Below are 13357 nucleotides of genomic sequence, written 5' to 3'. Positions count from 1 at the left end.
CGTCAGCGCCACATGCCGCGCATTCGAGCGCCGACGTCGATGCGCGGACCGCCAGTGGCGGAACGCGCCGCGGCTCCGGTCGCCGCCTTTGGCCAGACCGTCTTTTCGAACAGAGGCAGCAGCCGGTCCGGAATGAAGCGCGTCCGCGACGCATAAACGTGGCGGTCGCCCTGCGCGCTCTGGCCGTGGGTGAAGAAGCGCTGCGGCACCATCAGATGCAGATCGTCTTTGGCCCGGGTCATCGCGACATAGAGCAGCCGTCGCTCCTCCTCCAGCTCCGCGCTCGTTCCGGCGCCGAGGTCGGACGGCATGCAGCCGTCGACCACGTTGAGCACGTAGACCGATTTCCATTCCTGGCCCTTGGCGGAATGGATGGTCGAGAGGATCAGATAGTCCTCATCGAGCAGCGGCACGCCGGCCTGGTCGCTGGTCGCGTCGGGCGGATCGAGCGTCAGCTCGGTGAGGAAGCGTTCGCGCGACGGATAGAAGCTGGCGATCTGCTCGAGCTGAATCAGGTCGGCGCGGCGGGTCTCGGCATCCTCGTGGATGCGGTCGAGATGCGGCTCATACCACAGCCGCGCGCGCTCGATGTCGGCCGGCCACCCGGAGCGGCTGATGTCGACGATGGCGCCGATGAAGTTGGTCCAGTCGTCGCCGGCGCGGGGAGGGGCGGGCGCCAGCCCGAGCGCCGCGATCGGATCGGCGCTCGCGGCCATGATATCGAGAACCTTCTGCGCCGAGGCGGGTCCGACGCCCGGGATCAAATGCATCAACCGGAAGCCGGCGACGCGGTCGCGCGGGTTTTCGACGAACCGCAACAGCGCCAGCATGTCCTTGATGTGCGCGGCATCGAGGAATTTCAGGCCGCCGAACTTGACGAAGGGGATGTTGCGCCGGGTCAGTTCGATTTCCAGCGGCCCGCTATGGCTCGAGGTTCGAAACAGCACGGCCTGCTGTTTCAGGAGCGTGCCGGATTCGCGGTTCTCCAGCACACGTTCGACGATGCAGCGAGCCTGGTCGGCTTCGTCGCGGGTGCTGACCAGCTGGGGCTTGATATCAGAGGTCCGGTCGGTCCACAGGTTCTTGGTGAAGCGTTCGCGGGCCAGGCCAATAACGCCATTGGCGGCGGCGAGGATGGTCTGGGTCGAGCGATAATTGCGGTCGAGCGTGATGATGTCGGCCGGCGGGCTGAACTGGCCGGGGAAGTCGAGAATGTTGCGCACGGTGGCGGCGCGAAACGAATAGATCGACTGGGCGTCGTCACCGACCACCGTCAGCCCGTGGCCACCGGGCTTCAGCGCCAGCAGGATCGAGGATTGCAGCCGGTTGGTGTCCTGGTACTCGTCGACCAGCACGTGGTCGAACCGGCCGCCGATATCGCCGGCAAGGCCGGCATCGTTCATCGTTTGCGCCCAGTAGAGCAGGAGATCGTCATAATCGAGCACGTTCTGCTTCTGCTTGGCTTCGACATAGGCCGCGAATAATTCCTTCAGCTCGGCCGCCCAGCCAGAACACCAGGGGAATGAGCCGCCCAACACCTGCTCGATCGGCGCCTCGGCATTGACGCATCGCGAGTAGATCGAAAGACAGGTGCCCTTGGTCGGAAACCGGCTCGCGGTTTTGGAGAATCCGAGTTCGTGCCGGATCAGGTTGATCAGGTCGGCGGAATCGTCGCGATCATGGATGGTGAAGGCGGGATCCAGCCCGATCTGATCCGAATAGTCGCGCAGCAGCCGCGCGCCGATGCCGTGAAAGGTGCCGGCCCATTGCAGCGCGTCGGTCATGACGCCGGCCTTGTCGCCCAGCACCTTTCGGGCGATGCGCTCGACGCGTTTGCTCATTTCGGCGGCGGCGCGCCGCGAAAACGTCATCAGCAGAATTCGCCTGGGATCGGCGCCGTTGACGATCAGATGGGCGACCCGGTGCGCCAGCGTGTTGGTCTTGCCGGATCCGGCGCCGGCAATGACCAGCAGGGGCGAAGCCGGCCCGCCGTCACGCCCGGGCACAACGCCGTGCTCGACGGCCCGGCGCTGCTCTGGATTGAGGCTTTCGAGGTAGCTCGCCGCGACTGGCACGTCCGAATCGTCCTTCTGATGATTCGACCGTCACTGATTCCCGCTTTGTTCGCAATGGCGCGGCAAGGATCCAGGTCCGGGGGAACCCCCGAGCGCGCGGGCGATCGTCGAGAAGGCTGCGCCTTCGCCATCGGCCTCGCCGAATCGTACATCCGCGTCTAGAGACACTGACCGATGTGATGCCGACGCCCTATTTCTGCCGCCGCCGATCTAGAGAACCACCCGCGGGTCTGGTCGCCCGATCAAGTCCAGGGGGCGCGATCCCGTAGTTTTGGCGATGGCGCTCCGGCGCTTCAGGAAAGCACGCTTCATGACCGATACCTCCATGACGCCTGAAACACCCAATGTCGCGGAGACAGCGCATTTCCTCCGGCGCTTTGCCGACATGATGTCGGTCGGGCACAATGCGAACTTTCTGCACCATGCGGCCGTTTGGCTCGAAACCCTGTCGGCCCGCCTGGCCGCGGCGCAGGATGAAGAACAGCTCTGGCGGTACAAGTACGAAACCATCGCTGAGCATACCGACGCGCTGGAAGCCGAATGCGAAGCGCTCAAGCATGACCTCGATGGGCACCTCAATGTCATATCCTCGACGCTTGGGGAACGCGAAGCGCTGAGGGCGACGCTGCAGGCGCGGGAAACCGAAGTATCCGAGCTTCAGAGTGAGCTGGAGCGTGAACGAAATCAGCTCGCCGCGGCATCGCAGTCGCATCAGCAGGCGCTGGCTGAGCTTCGCGCGGAATTTGAACGCGAGCGCGCGACGTTGGCCGCGGCCTTCGACGGCGAGCGTGCGGGGTTCGCGGCGGTGGTCGAGCGGCGCGGCGAGGAGCTGGACCAGCTTCGCCAGCAACTGGCGGAACAGTCGAAGGCGCATGAACTGGCGTTGTCCGAGCTGCGTCTCGGCTTTGCCGGCGAACGTCACGACTTGGCGGCCCGGCTCAAGGTGAGCGGCGATGAACTCGCGGCGCTTCGCCTGGTCTCCGAGCGAGAGCGCGACGCGCTGATAGCGAAGGTTTCAGCCCTCGAGGCCAAACGCGACGAAATTCGCTCGGCGTTCGACCGCATTGCCGATCTCAAGAACCAGACCAATGAGCCCCAGGACAACGCCGGACGTTCGACTCCCGCAATGCCCGGGTCGGAAGCAGAGGCGCAGTCACGCGTGATGCCGCCGGGCGAACGAATCCTTCCGGTCGGAGAAGCCGACGTGCTGGTGCCAAGGGCGACGCTGCGCCAGGTGCGCTCCCAGTTCGAATATTTTGCTCACGAATTCACCGGCGCCGGAGACGTCGCGTCGCAGGTGATGTGCGAACTCGGGGCCTTCACCATGGACCTGGCTCTCGGTGCCGACCGCAAGGCGGATCCGCTTCCGGTCGGCGAAGTCGCGCTCAGCATCCTCGCCTCGCCCGGCTCGGCGGCTCCGGCCGGCGCCGAGACCAACTGAGTAGCTAGCTGTGCGCCATCGGGGCGATGCTTCGCTCCCCTCCCTCCACGCGCCCTTGCGCGTGGCGGGGAGGGGTCGGGGGTGGGGGGTAGCGCGGCAAATTCGGTGTCAGAAGTACGGTGATCGCCGATGCTGCGGTCAGTATGCCTGACAGCGAATCCGCTGAAGTACCCCCCACCCCCGACCCCTCCCCACCGCTTCGCGGGGGGAGGGGAGAAGAAAAGCGCACTGAACTAATTCGCCGCCTTCACCAGCGCGATCAGTTCGTCGCCGTAATGTTCGAGCTTCTTGTCGCCGATGCCGGGGATGTTGCGAAGCCCGGCATGCGTGGTCGGGCGCGAGGTGGCGATGCCGTCGATGGTGGCGTCGTGCAGCACGACATAGGCCGGCACGCCGCGGATGCGCGCCACTTCGGAACGCCACGCCCGGAGTGCGCCGACCAGGTCCGGATTGGCGGCTCCGCCGGAGCCGGCGATTTGCGGCGCGATATCGCCGCGTCTTGATTTCGTCCTGACGGCGCGGACGCGGGCGCCGGCGACCTGCTCGCGCAGCATTACCTCGGTCTCGCCCTTCAACACGCCGCGCGCGGATTCCGTCAGTTTCAATGCGCCAAAGGCCTCGGTATCAGGCGCCAGATGGCCCATCGCGACCAGCTGGCGGATCACGCCACGCCACTGCTTTTCGTTGAGGTCGGCGCCGATCCCGAATACCGACAGTTTGTCGTGTCCGAACTGGGTGACGCGTTCGGTCAGGCGGCCGACCAGAATATCGATCAGGTGCATGGCGCCGAAACGCTGTCCGGTGCGATAGGCGCAGGACAACAGTTTTTGCGCGGCCACCTTGCCGTCGCGCACCAGCGGCGGCGACAGGCAGTTGTCGCAATTGCCGCATTTGGCCGCCGCCGGTGTCTCGCCGAAATAGCCCAGCAGGCGGCTGCGCCGGCAGTTCGCGGTTTCGGCCAGGCTGACCAGCGCGTCCAGTTTTCCGATCGACACCCGCTTGAACGCCTCGGCGCCGGTGGATTCGTCGATCATGCGGCGCTGCTGCACGATATCCGACAGGCCATAGGCCATCCAGGCGCTGGACGGCTTGCCGTCGCGCCCGGCGCGCCCGGTCTCCTGATAATAGGCCTCGATGCTTTTCGGCAGATCGAGATGCGCGACGAAGCGCACGTCGGGCTTGTCGATCCCCATGCCGAACGCCACCGTGGCGACGATCACGATGCCGTCCTCGTTGATGAAGCGGTCCTGATTGCGGGCCCGCGTGCCGGCGTCGAGGCCGGCGTGATAGGGCAGTGCCTCCACACCGGCCTTGTTCAGCGCGGTCGCGGTGTCCTCGACCTTGGCGCGCGACAGGCAATAGACGATGCCGGCGTCGCCGGCATGGCGCTCGGCGATGAAGGCTTTCAGCTGGGTCTGCGCGTTCTGCTTGTCGACGATCTCGTAGCGGATGTTGGGGCGGTCGAAGCTCGCGACAAAGCTCGGCGCGTTGTTCAGCCCGAGCCGGTCGACGATCTCCTTCCGGGTGAGGTCGTCGGCGGTGGCGGTCAGCGCGATGCGCGGCACATTTGGAAAGCGTTCGGCGATGACGGACAGACCGATATATTCCGGGCGAAAGTCATGCCCCCATTGCGACACGCAATGCGCCTCGTCGATCGCGAACAAGGCGATGTCGGCGCGGCTGAGCAGATTAAGGCATCGGGGCGTCACCAGCCGCTCCGGCGCGACATAGAGCAGGTCGAGATCGTCGGCCAGCAGCCGCGCCTCGACCGCGTCCGCCTCCTCATAGGACAGCGTCGAATTCAGCACCGCCGCCTTGACGCCGGCCTCGAGCAGGCCGGCGACCTGGTCGCGCATTAGCGCGATCAGCGGCGAGACCACGATGCCGCAGCCCTTTCGCAACAGGGAAGGCAATTGATAGCACAGCGACTTGCCGCCGCCGGTCGGCATCAGCACCAGGCAATTGCCGCCGCCCGTGACGTGCCGCACGATTTCTTCCTGCGCGCCGCGAAAGCCGGGCAGACCAAACACGTGGTTCAGCACCGAGAGCGCATCGCCCCTGAAGTCTGTGGGGCGATCGGGAGAGGCGGCCATGGCGGGAGGAGGCATGCGGTTACAATCGTCCGATTCGGGGTGCCCTACATACCCACTTCCCGATCATTTCAGGGCAAATATTAGCCGGCAGCTGACGAAAAGCCCGCCTTTTGCCTGTCTCGACCGGCCGCGCCGACCAAGCCTATCGCATCCGGCGTCGTGGATAAGGCGCTGCCGCACAGCTATTTGGGCTTCTTGCGTGACTGAATGGCCTTGAGATAGTTGACCACAGCTTCGGCATCGTCCCGGCTAAAGCGGAAGGTCGGCATGCCGGGATGAATGGTGGTCAGGCCGTCCTGCAATCGTTGTTCGAAGTCGGTGTCGTAAAGCTTGTCGCCAAACGTCCGAAACGGCGGAGCCTCGTTGAGAGGGCTTCGGCCCGTTTTGCCGACGGCGTGACAGCGCGCGCACTCTGTTTCGAGCAGCGCCTTGCCGTGTCGCTGCTCGCGATCGAGGGCATGACCAGCCTCGCTCCACGCGCCGATCATCAAGAGTGCGAGGCAAATCCTGTTCATGGCCGTTCCCTGTGTTGCCGGCAAGTTAGCACCAAGTGTCGCGCAACCGTAGCTCCGAATGCCCACGTGGTGATCATGGCGCCAAACCCATCGGGGCGAATGGTCGACAAGCCCCTCAAAATGCTCGATATTGCGGATGCCATACGGTTGTGAGCGCTTCGCCGGCGTGCCGATTGGCGCGACCAGCGAGGCGAAGGGAAATCATGACGAAGGCGATTCTGGGCATTATCGGCGGCTCCGGCATCTATGATCTGCCGGGACTGGAGAACGCACGCGAGGAGGCGATCCAGAGCCCGTGGGGCGAGCCGTCCGCGCCGGTGCGCCGCGGCAGCATCGCCGGGCTTCCGATCGTGTTCCTGCCGCGCCACGACAAGGGCCACCGGCTGTCGCCCTCCGACATCAACTACCGCGCCAATATCGACGTGCTGAAGCGGGCCGGTGTCACCGACCTGATCTCGCTGTCGGCCTGCGGCTCCTTCAAGGAGGATCTGCCGCCCGGCACCTTCGTGCTGGTCGACCAGTTCGTCGACCGTACCCACAAGCGCGAGAGTTCGTTTTTCGGCAGAGGTTGCGTCGCCCATGTCTCGATGGCGCATCCGGTGTCGCCACGGCTGCGCATCCATCTGGCCGCCGCCGCCGAGGCCGAGGGCATCGCGTTCGCGCGCGGCGGCACCTATGTCTGCATGGAGGGGCCGCAATTCTCCAGCTACGCCGAAAGCATGACCTACAAGAATCTGGGCTATGCCGTGATCGGCATGACCAACATGCCGGAGGCCAAGCTCGCCCGCGAGGCCGAGATCTGCTACGCGACGGTCGCCATGGTGACCGATTTCGATTGCTGGCATCCCGATCATGATGCGGTATCGGTCCAGGACATCATCCGGGTGTTGAGCACCAACGCCGACAAGGCGAAGGCGCTGGTGGCGCGGCTCGCCGGCGAGTTTCCGAGGGAGCACGAGCCGTGCCCTGTCGGTTCCGACCGGGCACTCGACACGGCCTTGATCACCGCGCCGGAAGCGCGCGATCCGGAGCTCCTGAAAAAGCTCGATGCGGTGGCGGGACGGATTTTGCGGGTATGAGGTTCATCCTGACGATGGGCGCGCCATGAAGGTCGGAGACAGGCACGTCAGGAGCATCTGGCTCGAGAGCGACGGCTGGTCGGTCAGCGCGATCGACCAGCGGCGGCTGCCGCATGATTTCGTCGTGGTCCGGCTGACGGACTGCGATGCCGCCGCCGATGCCATCCGCTCGATGCTGGTGCGCGGCGCGCCATTGATCGGCGCGACTGCCGCCTATGGCATGGCGCTGGCGATGCGGGCAGATGCGTCCGACGCCGCGCTCGATCGGGCCCACAAAACGCTGATGGCGACGCGGCCGACCGCGATCAACCTGAAATGGGCGCTCGACGCCATGCGCTCGATGCTGTGGCCGTTGCCGGCATCGGAACGAACGGTGGCGGCCTATTCCTTCGCCGGTGAAATTGCCGAGGAAGACATTGTCATCAACAAGGGTATCGGCCGGCACGGCCTTGGCCTGATCGAGGCGATCGCCGCGCGCAAGAAGCCGGGCGAGCGGGTCAACCTGCTGACCCATTGCAATGCCGGCTGGCTGGCGACGGTTGATTGGGGCACTGCCACCGCGCCGATCTATCTGGCGCACGACCGCGGTGTTGCCGTCCATGTCTGGGTCGATGAGACCCGCCCGCGCAATCAGGGCGCCTCGCTGACATCATGGGAACTCGGCCATCACGGCGTGCCGCACACGGTCATTCCCGACAACACCGGCGGTCACCTGATGCAGCACGGCATGGTCGATCTCGTGATCACGGGCACCGACCGGGTCACCGCGAATGGAGACGTCTGCAACAAGATCGGCACTTACCTCAAGGCGCTCGCCGCCCACGACAATGGCGTGCCGTTCTATGTGGCGCTGCCTTCGCCGACCATCGATTTCACTGTCTATGATGGAGTGAGGGAAATTCCGATCGAACAGCGCGGGCCCGAGGAAGTGACGCACATGACCGGGCGGACCGCCGACGGCAGGATCGAGACCGTACGCATCGTGCCCGAGGGATCGCCGGTGGCGAATTATGCCTTCGATGTGACGCCGGCGCGGCTGGTGACGGGGTTGATCACCGAGCGCGGCGTACTCAAGCCCGATCGAGCTGCGCTAGCGACGGCATTTCCCGAACGGATAGCGGCCGCAGCCGAATAGCGAAGGAAAGAAGTGCATGCAGAGTGCCTGGATCGATCGCGATGCCGATGCGGCGATTGCCCGCTATGCCAAGCTCGGCCGCGACGTGGCGCTCAGGGTCTATACCACGCGTCTGCTGGGGCAGGATCCGCGGCGGGTGCTGCCCGGCGGCGGCAATACCTCGGGGAAATCGCAGCTTGGCGATCTCAACGGCGAGACCGTCGACGTGCGGTGCGTCAAGGGCTCCGGCTGGGACATGGGCTCGATCGAGCCGCAAGGCCTGCCGGCGGTGCGGCTCGCGCCGCTGGTCAAACTCCGCGCCCGCGAAAAATTGTCCGACGAGGAGATGGTGCAGCTGCAGCGCGCCAATCTGATCGACCCGATGGCGCCGAATCCTTCCGTCGAGGCGCTGCTGCACGCCTTCATTCCGCACAAATTCGTCGACCACACCCATTCGACGGCGGTGCTCGCCCTCACCGACCAGCCCGATGGCGAAGCCCTGTGCCGCGAGGTTTACGGCAAGCGGGTGGGCTACGTCCCCTACATCATGCCCGGCTTTGGCCTCGCCAAAGCGGCGGCGCAGGTGTTCGACGCGGATCCCTCGGTCGAAGGCCTGGTCCTGGTCAAGCACGGCATCTTCAGTTTTGGCGCTGACGCGCGGGAGGCCTATGAGCGCATGATCGCGCTGGTGAGTTTGGCGGAAGAGCGGCTGGCGAAAAATCGCAAGCAAGCTTTCGTCAGTGCAAGACTGCCGGCGCACCCGGCGCGGCTCGCCGACGTGGCGCCGATCGTGCGCGGCGCCTGCAGCCTGCCCGACAGCAGGAGCGACGGCGCCTGGAAGCGCTTTGTGCTGGATTTTCGCGGTGGCGACGCGGTGATGAATTTTGTCAACGGCACGGACGTGGCGCGCTATGGCCAGGCCGGCGTGGTGACGCCGGATCACAACATTCGCATCAAGAACAAGCCGCTGGTGGTCGCCGCGCCCGAAGACGGCGATCTCGCCGGCTTCAGAAACGCGGTCCGCGATGCCGTTGCGGCCTACGGCGAAGCCTACAAGGACTATTTTGCCCGCAACAACGCCCGTGTCGGCGGGATCAAGACCATGCTCGATACCTCGCCCCGCGTGGTGCTGGTGCCGGGTGTCGGCCTGTTCGGGCTCGGCCGCAGCAAGAAGGACGCTCGCGTCGCCGCCGACCTCGCCGAAGCCGCGATTGCCACCATCACCGACGCGGAAGCGGTCGGCCGCTTCGAGCCGCTGCCGGAAGCCGATCTGTTCGATGTCGAATACTGGTCGCTGGAGCAGGCGAAGCTCGGCGGCGCGAAAGAGTTGCCGCTGGCGGGGCAGGTTGTCGCCATCACCGGCGCCGCGGGTTCCATCGGATTCGCAACGGCAAAGGCGTTCGCGGCGTCCGGCGCCGAAGTCGCACTGCTCGATGTCGATGAGGCCGCTGTGAAGACACGAGCCAAGGAAATCGGCGGCGCCGCGATCGGGCTCAAATGCGACGTCACCGACGCCGCGTCGGTGCGGGAGGCCTTCGCACAGGTCGCCGCCGTGTTCGGCGGGGTCGACATATCCATATCGAATGCCGGCGCCGCCTGGCAGGGGCGGATCGGCGAGGTCGACGAGGCCGTGCTGCGCGAGAGTTTTGAACTGAACTTCTACGGCCATCAGCGCGTCGCGCAGGCCGCGGTGAAAATCATGCGGATGCAGGGCACCGGCGGCTGCCTGCTGTTCAATGTGTCCAAGCAGGCCGTCAATCCCGGGCCCGATTTCGGCCCCTACGGGTTGCCGAAGGCGGCGACCTTGTTTCTGGTGCGGCAATACGCGCTCGATTACGGCAATGAGGGTATTCGCGCCAATGCCGTCAATGCCGACCGGATCCGCTCGGGGTTGTTGACCGAAGAGATGATCGCGTCGCGCTCGAAGCTTCGGGGGGTGAGCGAGCAGGCCTATATGCGCGGCAACCTGCTCGGCCGCGAAGTGGCGGCCGAAGACGTGGCACAGGCCTTCCTGGCCCAGGCGCTGGCGCTGAAAACCACCGCCGACGTCACCACCGTCGACGGCGGCAACATCGCCGCTGCGCTGCGATGACGGCCAGTCCGGATTCAACACCGGCCGCGCCGCCTGCACCGATCCCCGGCGTCGCGACGGCGCGCAGCGACATCATCGCCGGGCTGGTTTCGTCGACGGTCGCCATTCCCTTGGCGATGGCGTTCGGCATGTTCGCCTTCGTCACGCTGGGCGATGAATATTTCGCCTATGGCGCGATGGCGGGCCTGATCTCGGCGGTGATCGCAGGCTTCGTCAGCGTGCTGCTCGGCGACCGTTCGACGCGCATCTATGCGCCGCGCATCACCACGACATTCTTTCTCGGCCTGCTGCTGTTTTCGCTGTTGCAACGCGATCCCCTAGCGAGCGCGGCACCCAGCGTCTCCGCCACACTGCTGGTGTTCTTTGCCATCATCCTGCTCGGCGGCCTGTTGCAGGCGCTGTTCGGAATCTTGCGGCTGGGCTCGTTGATAAAATTCGCACCGCATCCCGTGATGGCGGGCTTCCAGAACATGGCCGCGGTGCTGTTGTTTCTGGTGCAACTCGGCAACGTGCTGGGCTTCGATCACAACATTTCCTTTACCCGCGTGTTCGCGGCGATCGGCGAGGCGCAGCCGCTCAGTCTGGTGGTCGCCGCGTTGACTTTCGCGGCGATGTGGAATGCGCGCCGGATCTCGACCAGGGTGCCGCCGGTGCTGGTCGGCCTCGGCTGCGGCACGGTCGCCTATTATGCCATCGTGCTTTTCGGCCTCGGTGACATGCTGGGCCCGGTGATCGGCCCGCTGACCGCGAGTGCCGCGATGCGCACCGTGCTGGTGGACTTTTCGGGGTTGCCGATGGTTGCTCCATTGGCGCAGTCGGCGTCGGTGATCCTGTCAGGTGCGCTGGCGCTGGCGGTGATCGCGTCGATCGACGCGCTGTTGTGCGCCAAGCTAACCAGCCAGCCCGGCGAGATCAGGGCCGGCGACGATCGCCTGCTGGTGCGGCTCGGTATCGCCAATGCGATTTCAGCCGGTTTCGGCGGCATCACCAACGGCATCAATATCGGCCCCAGTCTCGCCAACCGCGCCTTCGGCGGCCGCAGCTGGCTTTCGGTGGTCGTCAATGCCGTGGCGGTGCTGGCGGCGGCGACGCTGCTGTTTCCGGTGCTCGGCTATATCCCGCGCGCGGTGCTTTCGGCGGTCATCATGGTGGTCGCGATCCAGCACATCGATCCCTGGACCAAACAATTGGCCGCGCGCCTGATCAAGCCAGGCACGCCGCAGCGCGGCGCCATCGCGCTCGATCTCGGCGTTTCCCTGTTCGTCTCGCTGCTGTCGATCGCGATCAATGTCGTGCTCGCGGTGTTCATCGGAATCGTGCTGGCGGTATTGCTGTTCGTGGTGCGTATGAGCCGCTCCAATATCAGGCGATTCTATCGCTGCGACACCGTGCGCTCGCGGCGTTACCGCGATCCGGCCGAGTTGGAAGTGCTCCATGTCCAGGGGACTTCGGTGCTGGTCATCGAGCTGCAGGGTGCCTTGTTCTTCGGCACGGCCGAGCGGCTCGCCCAGATCGTTGACAGCGAGACCGCGCTGGGTACAAGAGCCCTGTTGCTCGAACTTCGCCGCGTGACCGAAATCGATTCCACCGGCGCCCGCATCCTCGGCGATATCGACGCGGCACTTGCCGCGCGCGGCGTCAAGCTGGCGCTTGTTCTGTCCGGCCGCACCGAGACCGCCGCGCGGCTCGCCGATATCTTTCACGGCGACCGGTTTTTCCCCGACATCGATCGTGCCATCGAATGGGCGGAGGACGAACTGCTGCGGAATGCCGCAACCGGGCAATCTCTCGAATTATCGCTCGACCGCCTCCCGCTGCTGAGCGATTTCACCCCCGACCAGATCGAGCGACTGCGCGGCTGGCTGGAGCCGGTGGCGTGGCCGGCAGGCCATGTCATTTTCCGGCGCGGCGATCCCGGCTCGTCGCTCTACCTCGTCACCAAGGGCCGTGCCAGCGTGCATCTTCGGCACGATGACGGCGATATCAGGCTCGTGACCTTCGCCGCCGGCGCGGTGCTCGGCGAGTTGGCGCTGCTTGACCGCGGGCCGCGCTCGGCCACCATCACGGTCGACGAAGACCTCACCGGCTTCGGCCTGAGCGAGGCGTCGTTCAGCGTGCTGTGCCGGGAGCAGCCTGATATCGCGATCAAGCTGTTGTCGGCCCTGGGGCGTGAACTGAGCGTGCGGATTCGCCACGCCAACATGACGATCCTGCAGCTGGAGACCTGAGCGGCGTGCCTATCGCAACGCCAACCCGGTCGCGGCTTCCAGTTCCGCGATGGCCTGCGGCGCATTGAGGACCTTGATCGTGGTCATGCCCATCTCGCGCGCCGGCTTGAGGTTGACGCCGAGATCGTCGAGATAGACGCATCGCCCGGGATCGACGCCGAGTGTTTCCACCATCATCCGGTAGATGCGGGGATCGGGCTTGCGCAGGCCGATCTTCGCGGACTCGATGATGTGATCGAACAGCGCCATCACCTCCGCGACGTAGAGCGAGCGGCCGCTGTGGCTGCCGATCGCGTTGGCGGGCAGATTGTTGGTGATGCAGCCGGTCTTGAACCGGGCTTTCACCCGTGTCAGCGCCTCGACCATTTCGGGGCGCAGATCGCCCGACAGCAGCGGCAACACCTCGCGGCCGCGAACCTCCGCGCCCAGCGCCAGCGATTCCGCGGCGAACAACTGGTCGAAGGCTTCGATGTCCACCTCGGCGCGCTCGAATTTCGCCCAGGCGTTTTCGAGATGATTGGCGGCGTTGGTGCGCCGGATGATATCGGTGGGCAACCCGCGCTCGGTCTCGAACCGCGCAAACGCCTCGAACGGCGAGGTGGTGAGCACGCCGCCAAAATCCCAGATTACCGCCTCGATCATCATTCCCCGCCTGTGCAACGCGACATTTGGAGAACGGCTAACACGGCTTCTCGGTGAGGGCCAGCCTGCTGGCGGCGT

General features: G+C 65.4%; 9 protein-coding genes. 5 read left to right on the top strand and 4 right to left on the bottom strand.

Annotated elements, in window-relative coordinates; all coding sequences use genetic code 11:
- Nucleotides 1–2: 2 nt before the first annotated feature.
- Nucleotides 3–2075 carry an ATP-dependent helicase gene (locus Q7T45_RS27700; RefSeq protein ID WP_304875257.1) on the bottom strand — a complete coding sequence of 691 codons (2073 nt, stop codon included), beginning with the start codon at nucleotides 2073–2075 and terminating at the stop codon, nucleotides 3–5.
- Nucleotides 2076–2385: 310 nt separating this feature from the next.
- Between Q7T45_RS27700 and Q7T45_RS27695 the strand changes: the two genes are divergently transcribed.
- On the top strand, nucleotides 2386–3516 hold the full coding sequence (locus Q7T45_RS27695; RefSeq protein ID WP_304875256.1) for a hypothetical protein: 1131 nt from the start codon (nucleotides 2386–2388) through the stop codon (nucleotides 3514–3516).
- Nucleotides 3517–3749: 233 nt separating this feature from the next.
- On the opposite strand, the gene recQ is transcribed toward Q7T45_RS27695, so the two are convergent.
- A complete protein-coding gene (recQ, locus tag Q7T45_RS27690) occupies nucleotides 3750–5609 on the bottom strand; it encodes a DNA helicase RecQ (RefSeq protein WP_304875279.1) in 1860 nt (619 codons plus the stop codon).
- Nucleotides 5610–5791: 182 nt separating this feature from the next.
- On the bottom strand, nucleotides 5792–6124 hold the full coding sequence (locus Q7T45_RS27685; RefSeq protein ID WP_304875255.1) for a cytochrome c: 333 nt from the start codon (nucleotides 6122–6124) through the stop codon (nucleotides 5792–5794).
- A gap of 203 nt (nucleotides 6125–6327) precedes the next feature.
- On the opposite strand from Q7T45_RS27685, the gene Q7T45_RS27680 reads away from it, so the two are divergent.
- Genes Q7T45_RS27680 through Q7T45_RS27665 form a run of 4 tightly spaced genes read left to right on the top strand, consistent with a single transcriptional unit; the run spans nucleotide 6328 to nucleotide 12637 of the window.
- Nucleotides 6328–7203: an S-methyl-5'-thioadenosine phosphorylase gene (locus tag Q7T45_RS27680; RefSeq protein WP_304875253.1), complete on the top strand. Its 876-nt coding sequence runs from the start codon at nucleotides 6328–6330 to the stop codon at nucleotides 7201–7203.
- A gap of 25 nt (nucleotides 7204–7228) precedes the next feature.
- On the top strand, nucleotides 7229–8338 hold the full coding sequence (mtnA, locus tag Q7T45_RS27675; protein WP_304875252.1) for an S-methyl-5-thioribose-1-phosphate isomerase: 1110 nt from the start codon (nucleotides 7229–7231) through the stop codon (nucleotides 8336–8338).
- Nucleotides 8339–8354: 16 nt separating this feature from the next.
- The gene (locus Q7T45_RS27670) at nucleotides 8355–10409 is read left to right on the top strand and encodes a bifunctional aldolase/short-chain dehydrogenase (RefSeq protein WP_304875250.1); all 2055 of its coding nucleotides are present in this window, start codon (nucleotides 8355–8357) and stop codon (nucleotides 10407–10409) included.
- Entirely contained in the window at nucleotides 10406–12637 is a 2232-nt protein-coding gene (locus Q7T45_RS27665; protein ID WP_304875248.1) for an SLC26A/SulP transporter family protein, read from the top strand. Before Q7T45_RS27670 ends, Q7T45_RS27665 begins: the two co-directional genes overlap by 4 nt.
- A gap of 9 nt (nucleotides 12638–12646) precedes the next feature.
- Here the strand turns inward: Q7T45_RS27665 and Q7T45_RS27660 are convergent, their stop codons facing one another.
- Nucleotides 12647–13282: an HAD-IA family hydrolase gene (locus Q7T45_RS27660; protein WP_304875246.1), complete on the bottom strand. Its 636-nt coding sequence runs from the start codon at nucleotides 13280–13282 to the stop codon at nucleotides 12647–12649.
- Nucleotides 13283–13357 lie beyond the last annotated feature (75 nt).

Source organism: Bradyrhizobium sp., assembly GCF_030646015.1.
Lineage (GTDB): Bacteria > Pseudomonadota > Alphaproteobacteria > Rhizobiales > Xanthobacteraceae > Bradyrhizobium.
This window is presented reverse-complemented; position numbering and strand designations above follow the sequence as displayed.